The sequence below is a fragment of the Chloroflexus sp. genome (assembly GCF_034434295.1).
Lineage (GTDB): Bacteria > Chloroflexota > Chloroflexia > Chloroflexales > Chloroflexaceae > Chloroflexus.
Window position 1 is genome coordinate 117,126 of the sequence record NZ_DAOTZQ010000050.1, and the last position, 18,400, is coordinate 135,525.

Annotated in this window: 16 protein-coding genes and 1 riboswitch; all 16 genes read right to left on the bottom strand. The window is 58.2% G+C overall.

From position 1 onward, the window contains the following. Positions 1-19: 19 nt before the first annotated feature. Positions 20-844: a precorrin-4 C(11)-methyltransferase gene (gene cobM, locus VAE57_RS07800; protein WP_322821317.1), complete on the bottom strand. Its 825-nt coding sequence runs from the start codon at positions 842-844 to the stop codon at positions 20-22. Then, positions 841-1,569 carry a precorrin-2 C(20)-methyltransferase gene (gene cobI / locus VAE57_RS07805; RefSeq protein ID WP_322821318.1) on the bottom strand — a complete coding sequence of 243 codons (729 nt, stop codon included), beginning with the start codon at positions 1,567-1,569 and terminating at the stop codon, positions 841-843. Before cobI ends, cobM begins: the two co-directional genes overlap by 4 nt. Further along, positions 1,562-2,782, bottom strand: coding sequence for a precorrin-6y C5,15-methyltransferase (decarboxylating) subunit CbiE (gene cbiE / locus VAE57_RS07810; protein ID WP_322821319.1), 1,221 nt, complete (start codon positions 2,780-2,782; stop codon positions 1,562-1,564). The genes cobI and cbiE overlap by 8 nt, the downstream gene beginning before the upstream one ends. Next, positions 2,779-4,011, bottom strand: coding sequence for a cobalt-precorrin-5B (C(1))-methyltransferase (locus VAE57_RS07815; protein ID WP_322821320.1), 1,233 nt, complete (start codon positions 4,009-4,011; stop codon positions 2,779-2,781). Before VAE57_RS07815 ends, cbiE begins: the two co-directional genes overlap by 4 nt. Before the next feature lie 12 nt (positions 4,012-4,023). Next, complete coding sequence (locus VAE57_RS07820) at positions 4,024-4,686, bottom strand: precorrin-8X methylmutase (RefSeq protein WP_322821321.1); 663 nt, start codon at positions 4,684-4,686, stop codon at positions 4,024-4,026. Next, on the bottom strand, positions 4,683-5,207 hold the full coding sequence (locus VAE57_RS07825) for an NAD(P)H-dependent oxidoreductase (protein WP_322821322.1): 525 nt from the start codon (positions 5,205-5,207) through the stop codon (positions 4,683-4,685). Before VAE57_RS07825 ends, VAE57_RS07820 begins: the two co-directional genes overlap by 4 nt. After that, entirely contained in the window at positions 5,204-6,598 is a 1,395-nt protein-coding gene (locus VAE57_RS07830; protein ID WP_322821323.1) for a sirohydrochlorin chelatase, read from the bottom strand. Before VAE57_RS07830 ends, VAE57_RS07825 begins: the two co-directional genes overlap by 4 nt. 514 nt (positions 6,599-7,112) lie before the next feature. After that, positions 7,113-8,189 carry an adenosylcobinamide-phosphate synthase CbiB gene (gene cbiB, locus VAE57_RS07835; RefSeq protein ID WP_322821324.1) on the bottom strand — a complete coding sequence of 359 codons (1,077 nt, stop codon included), beginning with the start codon at positions 8,187-8,189 and terminating at the stop codon, positions 7,113-7,115. Then, the gene (locus tag VAE57_RS07840; RefSeq protein ID WP_322821325.1) at positions 8,176-8,922 is read right to left on the bottom strand and encodes an ABC transporter ATP-binding protein; all 747 of its coding nucleotides are present in this window, start codon (positions 8,920-8,922) and stop codon (positions 8,176-8,178) included. Before VAE57_RS07840 ends, cbiB begins: the two co-directional genes overlap by 14 nt. Then, positions 8,919-9,683, bottom strand: a complete 765-nt coding sequence (cbiQ, locus tag VAE57_RS07845) for a cobalt ECF transporter T component CbiQ (RefSeq protein WP_322821326.1) — start codon at positions 9,681-9,683, stop codon at positions 8,919-8,921. Before cbiQ ends, VAE57_RS07840 begins: the two co-directional genes overlap by 4 nt. Position 9,684: 1 nt before the next feature. After that, entirely contained in the window at positions 9,685-9,987 is a 303-nt protein-coding gene (locus VAE57_RS07850) for an energy-coupling factor ABC transporter substrate-binding protein (RefSeq protein ID WP_322821327.1), read from the bottom strand. Beyond that, a complete protein-coding gene (locus VAE57_RS07855) occupies positions 9,984-10,724 on the bottom strand; it encodes an energy-coupling factor ABC transporter permease (RefSeq protein ID WP_322821328.1) in 741 nt (246 codons plus the stop codon). Before VAE57_RS07855 ends, VAE57_RS07850 begins: the two co-directional genes overlap by 4 nt. Positions 10,725-10,740: 16 nt before the next feature. Next, positions 10,741-11,796 carry a nicotinate-nucleotide--dimethylbenzimidazole phosphoribosyltransferase gene (gene cobT, locus VAE57_RS07860; protein ID WP_322821329.1) on the bottom strand — a complete coding sequence of 352 codons (1,056 nt, stop codon included), beginning with the start codon at positions 11,794-11,796 and terminating at the stop codon, positions 10,741-10,743. Between the two features lie 28 nt (positions 11,797-11,824). Further along, on the bottom strand, positions 11,825-16,087 hold the full coding sequence (gene cobN, locus VAE57_RS07865; protein WP_322821330.1) for a cobaltochelatase subunit CobN: 4,263 nt from the start codon (positions 16,085-16,087) through the stop codon (positions 11,825-11,827). A 12-nt stretch (positions 16,088-16,099) separates the two neighbouring features. Continuing rightward, complete coding sequence (gene cobO / locus VAE57_RS07870; protein ID WP_322821331.1) at positions 16,100-16,708, bottom strand: cob(I)yrinic acid a,c-diamide adenosyltransferase; 609 nt, start codon at positions 16,706-16,708, stop codon at positions 16,100-16,102. A 130-nt stretch (positions 16,709-16,838) separates the two neighbouring features. Beyond that, positions 16,839-16,984, bottom strand: a riboswitch (cobalamin riboswitch). 388 nt (positions 16,985-17,372) lie between these two features. After that, the gene (locus VAE57_RS07875) at positions 17,373-17,807 is read right to left on the bottom strand and encodes a cupredoxin domain-containing protein (RefSeq protein ID WP_322821332.1); all 435 of its coding nucleotides are present in this window, start codon (positions 17,805-17,807) and stop codon (positions 17,373-17,375) included. Positions 17,808-18,400 lie beyond the last annotated feature (593 nt).

Sequence of the window (18,400 nt, forward strand, 5' to 3'; positions counted from 1 at the left end):
ACGAACCTCTTCCCGGCTTTTATGCCTCTGCCGACTCATCAGCCGGTTCACGGCGGCGGCGCAACCGGTGACTATAGGTTGGATCGTAGAGCCGGCTGGTTGGCCGGTCGGTACGCTTGTGGGCCGGATCAAGTGCGGGGCTAACCAGGATCAACGCCTGTCGGGTAAAGCCGGCAGCTTTCACCTTTTCGACGATGTCGCCTAATGTGCCGTGAATGATCACCTCGTCGGGCCAGGTGATGCGGTAGGCGACAACGACCGGGGTGTCCGGTGTGTAAACGCCACCGGCCAGCAGATCACGCACGACCTGTTGCATTCGGGTAATACCGAGGTAAATGGCCAGCGATGCGCCGTGGGCAGCCAGTCGGCTCAGTTGTTCGTGTTCGGGGAGCGGTGTCCGTCCGGCAGGTCGGGTCAGGATGATTGTCTGCACCAGTTCGGGAACCGTCAGCTCCACCCCCATGCGGGCGGCGAGCGCAAATGCGGCAGTCACACCCGGTACAATCTCGTAAGGCACACCGGCTTCGTCGAGAGCAGCCATCTGCTCGTGAATGGCACCGTAAAGCGCCGGATCGCCACTATGCAGCCGCACAACGACCTGGCCGGCTCGTGCTGCCTCACACATTAGACGCACGATCTGTTCGAGGTGCATCTCAACCGAGCCAAGAATGCGGGCATCGGCACGGGCATAGGCTGCCGGCAAGGCCACGTCAACCAGACTATCGGCGTAGAGAATGAGATCGGCCTGGGCCAGCAGATCACGGCCACGCACCGTTATCAAATCGGGTGCACCGGGGCCGGCACCCACGAAGTAGACAGTTCCTGGAATAGCAGGGTAGGTCATAGCAACTCTCCGCGACGAACAATTACGAGTGACAGGTACGGACGATGGTTCAGGTCGAGTGTGCGCAGATCACGAGTGATAAATTCACCGGCTAAGCCAACCCGTTCAGCGTAGAGGGCGTGATCGATCAGGTTGAGCTGGTGTAGTGCCGCGACAATAGCCGGCAACGCTGTGCCTGCTTTCATCAACACGACGGTGGAAAAATCGTTGAGCAGTCGTTGCAGCGTACTGGCATCGGTTTCATAACTGGCCGGCACCACAATCAGGCGCTCGTCGGCCATGGTGAGCGGGATGCCACTGGCGGCAGCGGCAGCGGCAAATGAGGTGATGCCAGGGATGATGCGAACCGTGATGTCTGGTGCTACGACACGCAGCTCGCGCCAGAGGTAGACGAACGTGCCGTAGAGCAGGGGATCGCCGAGCAACAGGTAGACACCGCGACGGTGCTGGCCGAGTTCCTGTTGCATCACGGTCGCAGCGGCCTGCCACGCCGGGCGCAACTGCCCGGAGTCGCGGGTCATGGGCAGCGGGAGCGTGACAATGCGCTGTCGCGACTGATCGATCCACGGGGTGGCAATCTGGATCGCGATGCTGGCATCGCCATCACGACTCTGTGGCGCAAAGATCACATCAGCCGCCTGAATAGCACGCAGCCCCTTAACCGTAATCAGTTCGGGATCGCCGGGGCCAAGCCCGACTGCGATCAGTTCTGGTGTATCAGTCATGGTGTTCCTCATTTCGCCAGACAACGATGTACACCGGGTTGAGTGCGGCAAAGCGTAGATCGGATTGGATGGGCGTGCCGCGATTGACTTGCATCTGAATAACCCGTGCGGTGGGCAAAAGCTGCACCGCCTCGGCGAGATGGCCGGTCATAATCAGGTTGAGCACCAGCCTGCCACCGGGTCGTAGTCGGTGGCGGGCCAGAGCTACGATTTCGGCAAGGCGCCCGCCACTACCACCGACAAAGATGGCATCCGGGTCGGGCAAGTCGTGGCAGGCTGCCGGTGCTTCGCCATGCGTGATGTGCAGATTGGGCGCCGGGAAGCGCACCAGGTTGGTCTGGATATGACCGATAAAGGTGGCACGCCGCTCGACCGCGTAGACCTGTGCGGTTGGGCAGGCGCGTGCAGCTTCGATGGCGACTGCACCACTGCCGGCACCGATGTCCCACATCACCTCACCCGGCTGCAAAGCCAGCTCGGCCAGGCTCAGCAGACGTATTTCGCGCTTGGTCAGTTGGCCGGCTTCAGTGCTGAAGGCTTCATCGGTAAGGCCGGGAGGGAATGGTCGGCGTGGATGGTCGTTCCAGACGATCAAGACATTCAGGGGGTCAAAGGTCGCCTCTGCAATATTGGTGAGAGTGGCCTGGAAGATTCGCTGTTTCGTACCGCCGAGCTGTTCACAGACAGCGCAGCGGCTGTCTGGCGCCAGACCGGCGGCGAGTAGTGCCTGCGCAATGACAGCCGGTGTCTGGTGGTGATCGGTGAGGATCGCCGCTTTGGAGGCAGTGAGTACGGCGGGAATGATGGCTGCTAACGGGCGTCCGTGTGCGCTGAGCAAGACCGCATCGTGCCACGGTTCGGCTAGTGCCGCAAATGCGAGTTGCGCCGAGGTTGGTGCCGGCACGATGTCCAGTGCGTCTGGCGGAAATACGCGGCGCAGGCTGCTGCCGATACCATACCAGAGTGGATCACCCGACGCCAGCACCACTGCCACCTCGCCGTTTTGCCAGGCGGCGTGCAGGCGGGTCAGCGCCGGTTCCACACTCGCCTCTATCGCTATCCGTTCGCCGCCAAAATCAGGAAACGCCGCCAGATGTCGTCGCCCGCCTACCAGCAGATCGGCACGGAGCACGCGCTCGATCAGCGCGGGTGGCAGACCGTCGCTACCGGCAGCCGTCAATCCAACCACAAGAATGGGAGTACGTCGACTCATGAGTCCTCCACCGGCTCATCAGTTTCAGGCAATGGATCGTTGGGTAGACGCTCGATCAGCGGTGCCGGCAGTGACGCTGGCCTGATATGCGCCGGCGCAGTAGCTGCTGCCCGCGCCAGCACCCGACCATCGAAAGCGACCAGAATGGCCTCGAAGTCCATCGCACCGCCATGATCGGCGATGAAGCGCAGGCACTGATCGCGGGCCAGTTCGACGATCCGTTGCAGCGGTGCCAGTTGACCATGCTCCTGGCAGAGTTCGAGAAAGTGGCGACCGGTATTGGCCTGTGCGACCGCCTGCACAAATGACTCTGGTGCGCCAACATCACGGCATACCTGGACCAGAAAGGCGAAATCAACCTGATTGCCCGCCACGTGGGTCTGCATATGCCCCTGCGCTGTTTTGATCATCTTGCCGATCATGCCGACAAAGACTGCCGCCGGTACGCCGTGCGTGACACAGGTCTTGAGAGCATCACCGGTAAAGACACTCAATTCGACAAACGCAAGCTCTGGCAATTCAGGAAAGAGTTGCATAGCAAATTTTTCTGATCGACCGCCGGTGCATAAAACAATTTTGGGCACGGCGTTATGGGCAGCCATCTCAACCGCCTGAATGACACTTGCACGCCAGGCGGCAGTGCTGTACGGAAAGACTTTACCGGTCGTGCCGAGAATACTGATCCCGCCAATAATACCGAGGCGCGGATTGAGGGTTTTTTGCGCGATCTGTTCACCATCAGGCACGCTGATGATGACCTCAAGCCCCAGGCGTTCCAGAAAGGCTTCACCACCGGGAGCATATTCGCGCACGGCATCAAGCACATTCGCCGTGATCTGCTGACGCGGTACCGGATTGATGGCCGGCCCACCGATCGGTAAGCCGAGGCCGGGTAACGTGACTCGCCCAACACCTTCGCCACCATCCAGGTGGATTCCCGGCGTTTCCACGATGCGCACCGATGCGCAGATCAGGGCACCGTGCGTAACATCAGGATCATCGCCGGCATCTTTCACCATGCAGCAGTACGCCTGTTCGGTATCGAGGCGGGTGATCGCCGGCGTCATGGTAGCTGTCTCGCCAATCGGCAAGGTGATCGTGACCTGATCCGGCCAGCGACCGCTCAGCAGCGCAATGGTGGCTGCTTTAGCTGCTGCCGCTGCATTACTGCCGGTGGTATAACCGGTACGCGACCCTCGTTTGTTGCGTGGCGGAACCATATCGGCCATAATTGATCTCCGTTACGCGCTGTTGTCTTCACCGGTTGCCAGGCGGAGCAGGGCATTCACGGTGGCCGTGGCAACCGGTGAGCCACCTTTGCGCCCCATGGTCACAATCCAGGCTACATCGGTGCGGTTCATCAGCGCGGCTTTGCTTTCAACAGTGTTGACAAAGCCGACCGGCATGCCGATCACGATGGCCGGGCGGGTACCCTGGTCAATGAGGCTGATCAATTCAAACAGGGCCGTCGGTGCATTACCAATCGCGACCAGCGCGCCGTTCAGATACCCCTGCTCGTGTGCCCAGCGCATAGCGGCGGCACTGCGGGTAAGGCCGGTAGCTGCGGCCAGTTCCATGACCGCCTGGTTGTCGTTGAAGCAGGCTACACTGCCACCAAAGTGTTGCAGGCGTCGTTGATCAATGCCTGCCCGAACCATCTGGACATCGGTAATCACCAGACATCCACGCCGGAGAGCATTTGTCCCCGCTTCTACCGCACCGGCATTGGCTCTGGTCAGTTCGGCAAAATCGAAATCGGCAGTCGTGTGAATGATGCGCTCGACAATTGGTGCGAGCGGTTGCGGGATGATCAGGTTACGCGCCTGCAATTCGGCCCGAATGATCGCAAACGAACGGGCGGCGATGTCGGCTCCTGCCGATACCAATGGCGATTGGTCGCTCATGATGCTGCTCCCCGGCGTAACTGGAGGGCGAGTTCGGCAACTCGTCGTCCCAATGCCCTGGCCTGGATCTGATCAGCTTCGGTAATGGTGCCGACTGCGGTTGCTCCGTAGTACGAGCCGGCCTGTTCCATCAACGGACTCCACGGTAAGCCAACGATGACCATGCCGCTGCCCAACATCCAGTGCAGCACCGAAAGCAGCGTAAACTCGGTACCTGAATGGCGCCCGGCACTGCTGGTAAAGGCTGCGCCCACTTTCCCGGCCAGACTACCCTCTTCCCACAGATCGCCGGTCGTATCGAGCCAGCGTTTGAGGGTGCCCTTCATGCCAGTCCAGTTGGGTGTGCCGATAATAATCCCATCAGCCTCAAGCAAATCGGCTTTCGTAGCGTGATTGGGTAGGCTAATCTTGACCGTGATATCAGCAACGCTCGCGGCTCCCTCACCAATTGCTTGCGCCAATTGGGTCACGTGCTCGCCATGATCGTGCAGGATGAAGATGCGGCAGGTTGGCGTTGTCATCGCTGCATATGCTCCTTCCAGTAGTGATAGGTCTTGGCAACTGCCGTGACCACATTTTTGATCTCTCCCTCCAGCCGAAAATGCGGCCCCGCCGGTAAGAGTAGCGTGCGCTCTTCGCGACGGACACTGACATTTTCCACGATAATTGCCCGCAGGAGCCAGATTGCCATCTCTTCACTTTCGCAAACCAGACCGATCCAGCCAGGGGCGGTGTCGGTCGTTACCGGTAGATCGGTGACCATCGTCAATGCCCGGCGGAGTTCGGCAACGACACGGGCGTAGCCTGCTGGGTCAGCCTGGATCGTTGCCGGATCAACCGGTTCTAGCAGCGTTCCCCGGTGGGGTGGGCCACCGGCCAGCGCCAGCTCGCAGAAGGGATTGTCAGGATCATCACCGCCCCAGATACGATCCCACGCGACCTGCCCCTGTTCGTCAAAGACAAGCGGGGCGGCAGTCATCGGTGCTGCACTCACTGCCCGGCCACCACGGTAGCGGGGCGGGAGGATGTTTGTCATACTGTTGGACGCTTCGCCGCGTAAGCCATGTTCGTGATCGCTGGTCTGGGGGCGTCCAAAGTCGGCGGTAAACCCCGGAAAGAGCCGTCGATATTTACAAACGTCACAGTTGGCTGTCGCCTGACCATTCATGGCTTCCTGAACCCGTTGCATGACAGCGGCAAGAACTCCTTCGTGCAGACCGAGGTGTTCGGTCACAACGAAGTCGTGATCGGGATATGTTTGGCGGGCCGCAGCGACCTGGGCAATGATCCGTTGCAGAATGCGTCCGGTGAAGAGCAGATACGGGATCACGATGATGCGACGAGCACCAAGTGCGATGCAGGCATCAAGCGTTTGCGGTACTCGTGGCGTGGTAATGCTGTAGAAGCCATAAGTAACGTGAGCATAGCCACGACCTTCCCACAGCAAACGTGCCATACGGGCAACATCAGCATTGCTGTCGGGGTCACTACTCCCGCGCCCGATCAGGGCCAGGGCGGTTCCGGCACGCGGTACAGGTGGAGCGGTTGCTTCTGCCGCCGCCAGACGGTCGGCCAGTGCTTTGAGCAATGAATACTGTACGCCAAGTGGCGTGCCGTATTGAATGGCGAGTTCCGGCCAACGCAGGCGCGCCTGCTGAATTGCCACAGGAATATCATTTTTCTGATGGCCAGCTGCACCGAGGAGCAGCGGTAGTGCAATCAAACGCTGATACCCCGCACGTGCGCACTCGTCAATTGCCTGTCCAATCGGAGGATCGGCCAGTTCGAGAAAGCATGGCTGCACCAGGAGATCAAGCCGCTCTTGTAGCATGCCGGCCAGGTGGCGATACTCGGCCAGACCATCGCTGTCCTCAGTGCCGTGCCCGATCAGTAGGATTGCTGTTTTGGTCATCGTCGTGGTCTCCGTTCATTACGCTGTAGATGGTGTACACGCCGGCAGGCTTCCTCCCCTTCCCTCACCCCCAGCCCCCGCTCCGCTTCTGGCGGGGGAGTGGTGACAGACGTGCTCCATAATGATTCCCGTTCGCATCAATCCCGCCCCCTCCTAACCTCCCCCCGCTGGGGGGAGGAATTGAAGGCGATTCTCCCGCTGGGGGGAGGAATTGAAGCCGATTCCCCCGCTGGGGGGGAGGAATTGAAGGCGATTCTCCCGCTGGGGGGAGGAACGGACAGAACATAAGAACGAACCCGCCGCCTAGTGCATCGAGATACCCCAACGCCGCTCGCCGTTCTCCCCTCTCCCGCGCAGACGCGGGAGAGGGGACGGGGGTGAGGGCATCCTCCCGCCCCCAGCGGGGGCGGGCTGGGGTGGGGGTGTTCTCCTCCCCTTCCCTCACCTCCAGCCCCCGCTTCGCTTCTGTCGGGGGAGTGGTGACAGACGTGCTCCATAATGATTCCCGTTCGCATCAATCCCGCCCCCCTCCTAACCTCCCCCTGCTGGGGGGAGGAATTGAAGGCGATTCTCCCGCTGGAGGGGGGAATTGAAGGTAATTCTCCCGCTGGAGGGAGGAATTGTGGGTAAGATTACCGTCATCCCGCCACCCCCTCAGCGTAGCATGCTGTCCCCCTGCACCGGTAAGTATGCCTATCCACAGTCCACTCACCACGATCGCCATTGCTACCTGCACGATACGGCGCGCTTGCCCAATCATCACCGCATCAGGAATACGGCTTCCATCACCAAGGACATAGTGATCGCGTTTGGTGAGGACGGTATCCAGCGCACCGGCCATGGCAGCCATCGGCCAGCCGGCATTCGGCGAAGCAGTGTGCCGGGCGTCACGCACTGCGGTCTGCCAGGCGTGCCACCCCCGTCCGTTGATCAGGTGGGTCGCCAGCGCAAGTAGCATTGCGGTCAGGCGGGCCGGTACCAGGTTGAAGGTGTCGTCACAGCGGGCAGCAATTTTGCCCAGATACTCGTAGCGCTCTGTGCGATACCCCCACATCGCATCGGCAGTGTTGGTCAGTCGGTAGATAGCCAGGGCGGGCAGACCACCCACCAGAAAGGCCAGCAGAGGAGCGATGATGCTGTCACTCAGGTTTTCGGCCAGCGACTCGATAGCTGCACCGGCCACTTCAGCCGCACTAAGGTCGGCGGTTGGCCGACTGACGAGGTGCCAGCCCAGCAGTCGACGCGCTTCTGCAAGATCGCCCGTTCGCAGAGCCTGTTCCACCCCGGCAACCGCTCGATCTAGCCCCCGGTAGGCCAGGAGCAGAGAAACGCATGCCCCCTGCACCAGCAGATGGTGCGGCAGGCGGGAAGCCACTCTCCCCACCAGCCACCAGCCCCCGTATAGCCACCCCCCACCCCAGGCCAGGCGGGCCAACGGTGTCGCTGGTGCTAATCGTTCCCCCAATTTCAGCCAATGCCCCATCAGGCTCACCGGATGAAGCTGGTTGGGCGGATCACCCAGCGCGAAGTCGAGCATCAGGGCCAGGAGGGCAATCGCGCAACGCCGACGTATCTCTTCACCAATCATCATGCCAGTCCTCTGCTGGTGCAATCAGGTGACGCAGGGTCTCATCAGCAAACACACGCGCCGGCGTGCCTACGGCGGCCACACTACCCGCATCCAGCACTATCACCAGATCGGCCCAGCGGCGGGCAAGCGCCAGATCGTGGGTTGCCAGTATGACCGTCTTGCCCTGCGCAGCCAGTCGATCAAATACCTGTACGATCTGTCGGCGTGCCCAGCGATCTAATCCTGATGTTGCCTCATCAACCAGCAAGTACTGTGGTCGCATAGCTAATACGCCGGCAAGTGCCACTCGTGCTTTCTGCCCTCCACTCAACGCATGGGTGGGTCGGTCGAGCAGATCGCTCACATCGCACAACGCAGCCGCTTCGTAGACGGCGCACCGGGCTTCGGCAGGGCTAAGACCAAGATTGAGTGGCCCAAAACTGATGTCTTGCCAGACACTGGCACTGAAGAGTTGTTCATCAGGTGATTGCATCACCAGACCAACATGCTGGCGCAAGTGCCGTAATCCCGAACGTGAGTAGTTGATCGGCGTGTCGTCCAGGCGAATCTGCCCTTCTTGCGGGCGCAAGATGCCGGCGGCCAGTAAGAGCAACGTACTTTTGCCGGCGCCGTTGCGCCCCAGGACAGCAATCCGCCGACCGGTAGTCATGGTGAGCGATACCCGGTGAAGTGCTGGTGTTGGGTTACCTGTGAAACGGTACGATACCGCTTCAAACGTCAGTGCTGCCATCATGACCACCACCTTGCCAGAAAGAGGCTAACGAACATCAGGATACCGATCAGCCAGAGGGTTTCTTCATTCCGGTATGACTGTGGCAGCACGTGCAAATGACCGTCAAAGCCACGCCCGATCAGGGCTTGTTCGAGTGCCTGACTCCGCTGGTAGGCAATGACAAACAGCCGACTACCGATCAGCGCTGAACTGCGCAGTGTTGATTGCCACGAGGTATAGCCAAGGCGTGCAGTTTGCGCAGTGACCATCTGTTCGAGGGTGTCGAGGAGTACAAAAATTGCCCGATAACTCAGCATCATAACTTCAACCAGAAGTGCCGGAACACGCAACCGATGCATTAGCTCAATCAGATCAACGAGCGGTGTCGTTAAGACCAGAAAGTTGAGAGCAGCGGTACAACCCAGTGCCCGACTAAACACCTGGAGCGCGAGAGGAAGCGCTGCGTGATGAAAGCCTATCCACAATGGCCCCAACCGGAATGCCGCTTCTGATGCTTCAAAACCGATGCTCACTGCAATACTGACAACCGAGAGGATGAGAAAGATGCTCTCGGTTGTCAGCACAGCAATCACGACGTGCAATGGTATTCGCGCATAGCCGGCTATGAGCCCAACCATCCAGGCCGTAGCAATCCAACCGACCAGTGGGCGATCCAGCATCAAGCAAAGCAGGATCGTTACCAGAGCGATCCCGCTCTTCTGCGCCGGATCAACGCCACGCAGGCGGTTGCTAAACGCATAGCGATCAATCACCCGTAGCATGTCACTGATCCGGGCGTCGCCGACGGCCACGGTGCCAGCCGAAGAAATAGCCGATGAAGCCTGCTCCCAACCCGGCCTGCAACGCAAATAAGAGACTTTCGGTTTCGCTGCCCGGTGGCTCGAACAGCGGAGCGAACCATGGTTCATAGTCGGGATTAATCTCGACAATCGCTACCTCGGCAGCAGCATCGGCGCCACCAAACTCCGAATCGCGGATCAGTAAAATCGGTGTGATTGCGAGACCGATGACTACCAGCCAGAGCACGATTATTACCGGCCACGACAACGATTTGGGTGTCATCATGAACGTACCTCTTTCATTGCAAGGGCTTGCAATTCGGAAGTAGCCGTCGTTTGCAGCGCATTCATAATCAACACGGTGAGAATGCCTTCGCTGATCGCCAGCGGAATCTGGGTGACGGCGAAGATGGTGCCGAATTTGATGAACGATGCAACGATCCCGCCCACTGGATCGGGGTGCGCCAGTGCCAGTTGCAGCGAGGTCACGACGTAGGTCGAGATATTTGCCAGCGCTGCTGCCAGGAATACCGTCAACCAGAATGGAAGGCGCTCGCTCAGGCCACGCCAGATTAGCCAGGCAACCCACGGCCCGACAATGGCCATGCTGAACGCATTGGCTCCCAACGTGGTCAGACCGCCATGGGCGATCAATAGCGCCTGGAACAGTAAAACAATTGAACCGAGTATACTCATCACCCACGGCCCAAACAGGATGGCTCCCAGGCCGGTACCGGTGGGGTGACTGCTCGATCCGGTGACGCTGGGTAACTTTAGTGCGCTAAGTACAAAGGTAAACGCAGCCGCGAAACCGAGCAATAAGCGCAATTCAGGCTTGTTGTTTACGATAGTGCGCAGGCGGCGAAAGCCGATGATCCAGAATGGGATGACGACAGCAAACCAGAAGATTGCCCATAGCGGCGGTAAGAACCCCTCCATAATATGCATCGCGTACACTGGTCGAGCCTCGAATACGATCAGGATGGCTGCACCGAGACTGATCAGAAGCCAACGATGTTTCATAGCAGTGCTCCTCACTTCAGACCTTCTCAGACACACCGGCTTCAGCGAAGGTCGCCATTTCGTCGAGGACTTTGCAGGCCGCCTGACAGATTGACATCGCCAGTACAGCACCGGTACCCTCACCGAGCCGCATGTTGAGGTCGAGCAAGGGTTGCAGATCGAGGTGTGAAAAGACCGCAGCATGTCCACGCTCAACTGAACGGTGACCGGCGATCATGTAGGCGATGGCTGCCGGTGCCAGCGTTGCCGCGATCAATGCTGCTGCGCCGGCGATGAAGCCGTCGATGACCACCGGCACCCGCCTGGCCGCCGCCCCTAGAATGACGCCGGCCAGGCCGCCGATCTCCAGACCACCCACCTTCGCCAGCACATCAAGTCCGTCGTCTGGATTGGGCTGGTGGCGATGCAAAGCCTGCTCGATCACGGCTATCTTGCGCGCCAGCCCACTGTCATCAATACCGGTACCGCGCCCGGTGACCTCACTTGCCGGGCGGCGAGTAATGGCAGCAACCACCGCACTGGCGGCAGTGGTGTTGGCAATGCCCATCTCACCGGTGGCCAGCAAATCCACACCGCTATCGATTGCCTCGTTCGCACAGGTAATCCCAACCGCAATGGCCTGTCGGGCGGTTTCGTGGCTCATCGCCGGTTCCTGGCTAAAATCGGCAGTACCATACGCCAGCTTGCGATTGACCAGGTCGGGATGAGGAGGCAGATCGGTTGCTACGCCAATATCAACGACGATCACCCGCGCTCCGACATGGCGGGCCAGAACGTTGATCGCTGCCCCACCGCGCAGAAAGTTCAAGACCATCTGGGGTGTGACCTCAGCCGGAAATGCGCTCACGCCCTGGCGGGCAACACCGTGATCGGCAGCCATCACGATGACTGCCGGATTGGTCAGGCGTGGCCGTTCATGACCGGTAATACCCGCGATGCGGATTGATAGCTCTTCCAGTCGCCCCAGCGATCCTGCTGGTTTGGTGAGCATGTCTTGCCGACGGCGGGCAGCCGTCGCTGCCCGATCATCGAGGGGGCCGATCTGGTTGATGGTGCTTTGTACCAGGTCCATCTTTCTCTCCTTCCTTACGTGCTGTATGCTACCCTTCGCGATCAATGTTGCGATGAGCTGAAAACCCTTCACGTAACTCCTCCCCCTGGGCCAGAACCTCTGCGATAGCGGCCTGTGCTTCAGATGAAGGATGGCGCCACATGCCCCGCCCGATGGCCTCGTTGAGCCGCTCGGCGATTGCCTGGAGCGCCCACGGATTTACTTCGTGCAACCACTGCTGAATCTCAGGGTCGCGGATGTAATGGGTCGTTACCTGTTCGTACATCCAATCTGCCAATACCTGGGCGGTGGCGTCGTAGCCGAAGAGATAATCAACCGTTGCTGCCAGCTCCAGACCGCCTTTGTAGCCGTGCCGACGCATACTGTCCAGCCACTTGGGGTTGACCACCCGCGCCCGAAAGACGCGGCGTGCCTCTTCGCGCAGATCGCGCGTGCGCGGGCGAGCCGGATCGCTACTGTCGCCAAAATAGCGGGCCGGATTACGCCCACTGAGTGCGCGGATAGCCGCGATCATGCCACCGTGGAACTGAAAATAGTCATCGCTATCGAAAATGTCGTGTTCGCGCGTGTCTTGATTTTTGGTCGCAACCTGGACGGTGCTGAGTGCGGCGGCAAAGGCTGTTTCGGCCGGTACTCCTTGTTCGGTTGCCGTGTACGCATATCCACCCCATCGCAGATACACTCTGGCCAAATCGTCGTCATTCGTCCAGTTTTGCCCGTCAATTAAGGGCAACATACCTGCCCCATAGCTGCCCGGTGGGCTACCGAAGATGCGATAGCGAGCTTCGCGTTGGGCCGTTTCCTGATCGGTACCGCCATTGACTAGCGCCTGCGCGGTCAGGCAGGCGTGCTTGCGGGGAAAATTCAGTTCGAGCGGTTCATCGAGGTCGATGACCGTTTGTATCGCCTGATCAAGCAGCTCGATCAGATGCGGGAAGGCGTCACGGAAGAAACCGCTAATCCGGCAGACAACATCAATGCGTGGCCGGTCCAATTCCGTCAGTGGAATGACCTCAAAGCCGATCACCCGGCGATTTTCGCGCTGCCAGCGCGGACGCACCCCCAGCAGCGCCATAACCTGCGCCACGTCGTCACCGGCAGTGCGGATCAGGCTAGTGCCCCAGATGCTAATACCGACACTTTCGGGCAGCGTACCGTATTCCCGTTGATAGCGGCGCAGCAGATCATTTGCCAGTCCCTGCCCGGTCTCCCAGGCTGCCATCGCCGGTACGCTTCGCGGATCGAGACTGTAGAAGTTGCGTCCCGTGGGCAAGACGTGTGCCATGCCACGTGTCGGAGCGCCGCTCGGCCCTGGTGGGACGAAGCGCCCGGCCAGCGCTGCCAGCAGATGATCAATCTCATCAATTGCACTCTGCTGCAGGCGGGGAATGATCCAGTCGCAGGCGTATTGCAGTGCTGTTGCAATCGCAGTGGTATCACGACACGCTGGCATCATCTGATTGATCACTGATGTGATCATCGCCGCCTGCCAGTGCTCTGCCTGGAGACGCCGCAGCAGATCGCGACAGAGCGTTTCGACATGGGTGATTACATCGGCATTCGTCAAAAAGTGATCATCATCATGACGCCGCCGTCCCGGTGTGTTCTGGAGTTCATACCAGTCGACACCAAGTGCGGTGGCGACAGAGGCCGGTAGTGCCGGTGCGTGCAGGTTGGGTAGTCGCAAGAGATGGTAAACCAGATCAACGAGCTGATCACCCTCTGGCAGCGTACCGAGAATGTGCAGACCGTCGCGAATCTGTGCTCCGGTTAGTTCACACAAATATCCTTCAATATCCTCAAGTAGATGCGCTACCTCGCGCCCCTCCAACTCAGCCAGAACGGTAGGTGTGCCATCTTCCAGCACACTGCCGTCCCATTCATGACGGTGATCGCCGTGGTCAGCCTGGAGAATGTAGCGCAAGTCATCGGCCAGTTGGCTACGTTGCAACACATCCCAGATTTGGCGTTGCAACAGCGGGAGCTTTGTTGGATCAAGCCGTTCCATGCGGTAATATTCATCAACCAGATGCGCCAGTTCGGCCAGGTCACCATACGCACCGGCACTCGTCATCGGTGGCGTGAGATGGTCAATGATCACCGCATGTGCTCGCCGTTTGGCCTGTGTCCCTTCGCCGGGATCGTTGATGATAAACGGATAGATCAGGGGTATATCGCCCAGGAAGGGATCGGGGAAGCAGGTGGCACTCAAGCCAACCCCCTTACCGGGCAGCCATTCGAGCGTGCCATGTTTGCCGAGATGGATGATGGCATCGGCCTGCCACACATCACGCAACCAGCGATAGAGCGCGTAGTAGTTGTGGGGTGGTGGTAAATCGGGGCGATGGTAAATGGCGTTTGGATCCATATCGTACCCGCGTGGTGGTTGCAGGGCGACAAAGCAATTGCCAAACTCCAACCCCGCCAGTGCCAGCTCCCCGCGATGAACATACGCACGACCTGGTGGCGGCCCCCACTGGCGTGTCATCGCCTCTTGTAACGGTAATGGTAATTCGGCAAACCAGCATTGATAGGTCTCGGCAGGAATGCGATATGCTTGCGTCAACTGCTCAGTCGTCAGCCAGGTCTCATCGTATGAGCAGCGAGCAATCAAATCAGCAATCAGACGGTCACCATGCTCCGGCAGGCCATCAATGGTGTAGCCGGCATGTTGCAACGCTGCAAACAGACGCATCAGCGAGGCAGGTGCATCAAGACCAACGGCATTTCCAATCCGCTGCGCTTTGGCACTGCTGTTGGTCAAGATGATAGCGATCCGCTTCTGCGCGTTTGGTTTGCGCCGAAGCCGGGTCAATCGCCAGACCAACCCGGCCAGCCGCTCAATCCGTTCAGGGTCGGGCAGCGACCGCGCAGCCGCTTCACCATCCTGCGCCTTAAACGCTATCGGTACACTGATGATTCGCCCATCAAGCTCCGGCAGAGCGACGTTCATCGCGGTATCGAGCGGCCCCAGACCACGCCCATCACGTTGCCAGGCTTCCCGGCTGCTACTACTGAGGAGAGCCTGTACCACCGGCACGTCGAGACGGGTAAAGGGATGAGGGTCATCATCGCCAAGCGCAAAACTCAGGGTAGAGATGATCACATCCACCGGCCCAGCCTGTTCGATCAACGCCAGTCCCATCGGGACGCCTTCCGCATTGATCGCTTTCAGGGATTGGGTGTAGACTGCGCACACCCGTAGACCGCGGGTCTGCAACCCATTGATCAGCATGTCCACAAATCCGGTGTTCCCGCTCAGCAGATGTGCCCGATAGAAGAGCAGACCGACGACCGGCCCATCGTTGGTGGGTGATGCGGTGATCGCCGTTTGCCTGGCTTTACCCCGGCGCGATAGTTGGGGTGGGGTGTATATGCCGTGGAGTGGTAATTCAACAGGTGGATCGTATCCCCAACCGCTGACCAGCAGGTGATCACTCAGGCATTGCAAGCCATTGGCGAGATTCACGGCACCGCCCGCCTGAAAATAGGCACTTACCAGCATGGCCAATGGCACACCAACCGTCGAGCGAGCCATGAGATCGGGATCAAGCTGCTCAACTGCCGGCAGACATAGCAGGAACCCATCGGTGGCTGCCGCCCAATGCTGCAAGCGCTCCAGACCATACGTAAACGACGATGCACTATGGAGCCGTACCAACACAATGGCTGCCGCTGGCAAATGTTGTTCGAGCAAGCGGTCAATCGCCGTCGGCTCGGTCAGGCGGCCAATATGCGCCATACGTACCGGTGCAAACCCATCAGGAAGCAGGGTCAACGCCTGCTCAAGCGCCAGCAGATCAGTATCCGCCTGACTCAACACGAGAATGCCATGACCGGCTATCGTCGGAATCCGTTCGCTGGCGGCCATCGGCGCAGTAATACCGTCCCAACTGAAGCCATTAAAAACATGAGGGAGTAATGCTGGTGGCAGGGCTGTTGATTGGCCGGTATTCAGCAGTTCTTCGATAAAATCATACAGGATCGGGATCAATGCCGGATCGTTGAGCGAGTGAAACCAGTACGGACGGCCATCAAACAGCAAGAGGGCAACATTCGCCAGCGGGCATGGCCCCAGACACCCGCCTTGACTGAGATGCACCCGATTACGCAGGCGTCGTCGCTCCCATTCTTCGTGGTAGAGATCGGTCAATACCGGAGCAAAACCGCGTTCGGTGTGACCACAACAACACCCGGTTGCACAGACAATCAACATCCCGCGTCGTGTGCCGGCATTTACCATCCGCCCATCAAGGCGCTGCACCATATTGCGCTTGAGTTGTTCAGCCATCGTTCTGCTCGCTCAATACTCAATACCCGGTTGCGCCCGAATCCCCTGATCACGGAACGGATGCTTCACTTCTCGCATCTCAGTTACCAGGTCAGCGTATTCAATCAGCTCGGCGGGTGCGTAACGACCGGTGATGATCAGATGCAGCATCGGCGGTTTATTTGTGCGCAGCCATGCCACCACCTCAGTAGCAGGTACCCAACCGTAGTGCATCACATACGTAAACTCATCGAGCAGAAAGACATCGTAATTGCCACTGATAATCTGCGTCTTAGCGACCTCCCAACCGTGTACTGCTCGCGCCTGCGTCTCATCAAGGTCACGACTCGTCCAGGTAAACCCATCGCCGAGCGGGGTCAGGGTAATTCCCATCCGTTCGAGGGCGCGTAATTCGCCGAATTTAGCCTGCTCGTGCTTGATAAACTGCACGCCACCGACACGCATATTGCGTCCCCAGGCGCGCAACAAGACACCGAGCGCGGCAGTGGTTTTTCCTTTGCCATTGCCGGTATTGACAATAACCAGGCCCTTCGGACTATGACTGGCGCGTACCGCTTTACGGCGGGCTTGAGCTTCTAGCGACGAACCCGGCCCAACCGGTGTGGTTGTCTCATCAGACACGGCCATCTCCTTCCGATGACATATAAACAAAAAACCCGACCTTCTCGGGTCGGGGTAATGAAACGACAACACTGCAAGCTCAGCGCATGCAGGTCTCGTTCATCCTCCTTGGCTCGAGAAGGGCTGAACGAACAACACATCACATCGCGGCAGGCGTCCTGACTTCCGGCCTGAAACAGCCGGTTACAGTTGCGGCACAGTGCTGGACTTTCACCAGCTTCCACCTTTACGCCCTGGCATCCGGGCCAACGGGTCACCGCGACGATATTCGAACTGGCAGAGTGCAACAGTGGTCTGATTATAGCACAGGTTGAGGCCGGAATGTGTGTTGTGTTGGAGGTTTTGTTACCGGCAATATCCCTGCGTATTGGTCGTCCACACCAACCCAGAACCGTAGAAGGGGAGGTGACATCCCACAGCACAACACCAGGGGATGTTCATACTCGTGCAGGGTATCACTACAGCGTGTAGTGTGTCCTGCCACCTGCCAACTCCAGCATCATGACATATCACAACCAATTTCCATTCATAGAACGTATTGCGACCTGTTCTCCTATCTGGAGAATCTCCATACACAAATGTAAAAGGGACGATACACTGATCGTCCCTGCTCCCATCATCTGCATCAGGTTGCGTTGCTTTACATTCAAGGTACAGCGCATACTTACGGTGCAACCACGCGAATCGTTCCCTTCATACCAGCCGTATAATGCCCTTCGATACCACATACAAACTGATAAACACCAGGCTCATTTGGGGCGGTAAAGGTAACACTCATTTGCTGACCGGGTTCTACCTCTTGTTCCCAGTAAATATTCTCTTCATCTTCATCACCAAAACTTTCGCCAACTGTAGTGCCCAGCTTCATAATAACAAGTTCATGGGGGGCAGCACCATTATTGGCTAGATTAAGCGTAATTTGTTGGCCTGCAGGAATAGTGATCTCATTTGGCTCATATTGATAATCAGCCATCGTTACATCAATATCGGTTGAATAACTATTCCTGCGTCCACAGGCTGTCATGGGGATAATGAATGCAATGATGACTAATAAGAAATGATGACTAATAAGAGCAGACCGATTTTCTTCATAAGGCATCTCCTTTCTGGTATTGCGAAAGATGGAACAACGAACTAACCTTCGATGTCACTGTTAATTGCAGGATATCGAAGGGTGGATCAAGTAAAATGTTGTGATTAAACGAATATCTGCTCGTTATGAATAATATAACCATTATGATTGTCTTGTCAAGGTTAGGCTTTTTTGTTGTAAGTGTTTATTAGAAACATGTTATTGACCAAACCTCAAACTTGTGTGCAGTAATACAGGAGTGGAATACAGCTTCACAATAATGTAACGTTGTTGAAGATGTTTTGCTTCTTTATAATTCAAAATTGCCAGCCTTACCCATATTGAGAGATTTGCTTGTTTGATAGGAGTCATCGATATATTCGATGGATGACGTGCGACTGTTGCCTGCGCTCTACCGGTTCACGAATGTGATGAAATTAGAACTGATTTCATAAAAGCTGTGCTATCGTGCTCCCCGACTGTCGCACAGGCGCATGCATGTTCGCCAATGACCAAAGACCTACCCAGATCAGGGCCGGGGCGTCTTTGCGGGTTCTGGCATGATGCAGGGCATTGTAAGCCAGGTTGAGCTGCCCGCCCACAAACCATCGGGGCCACTG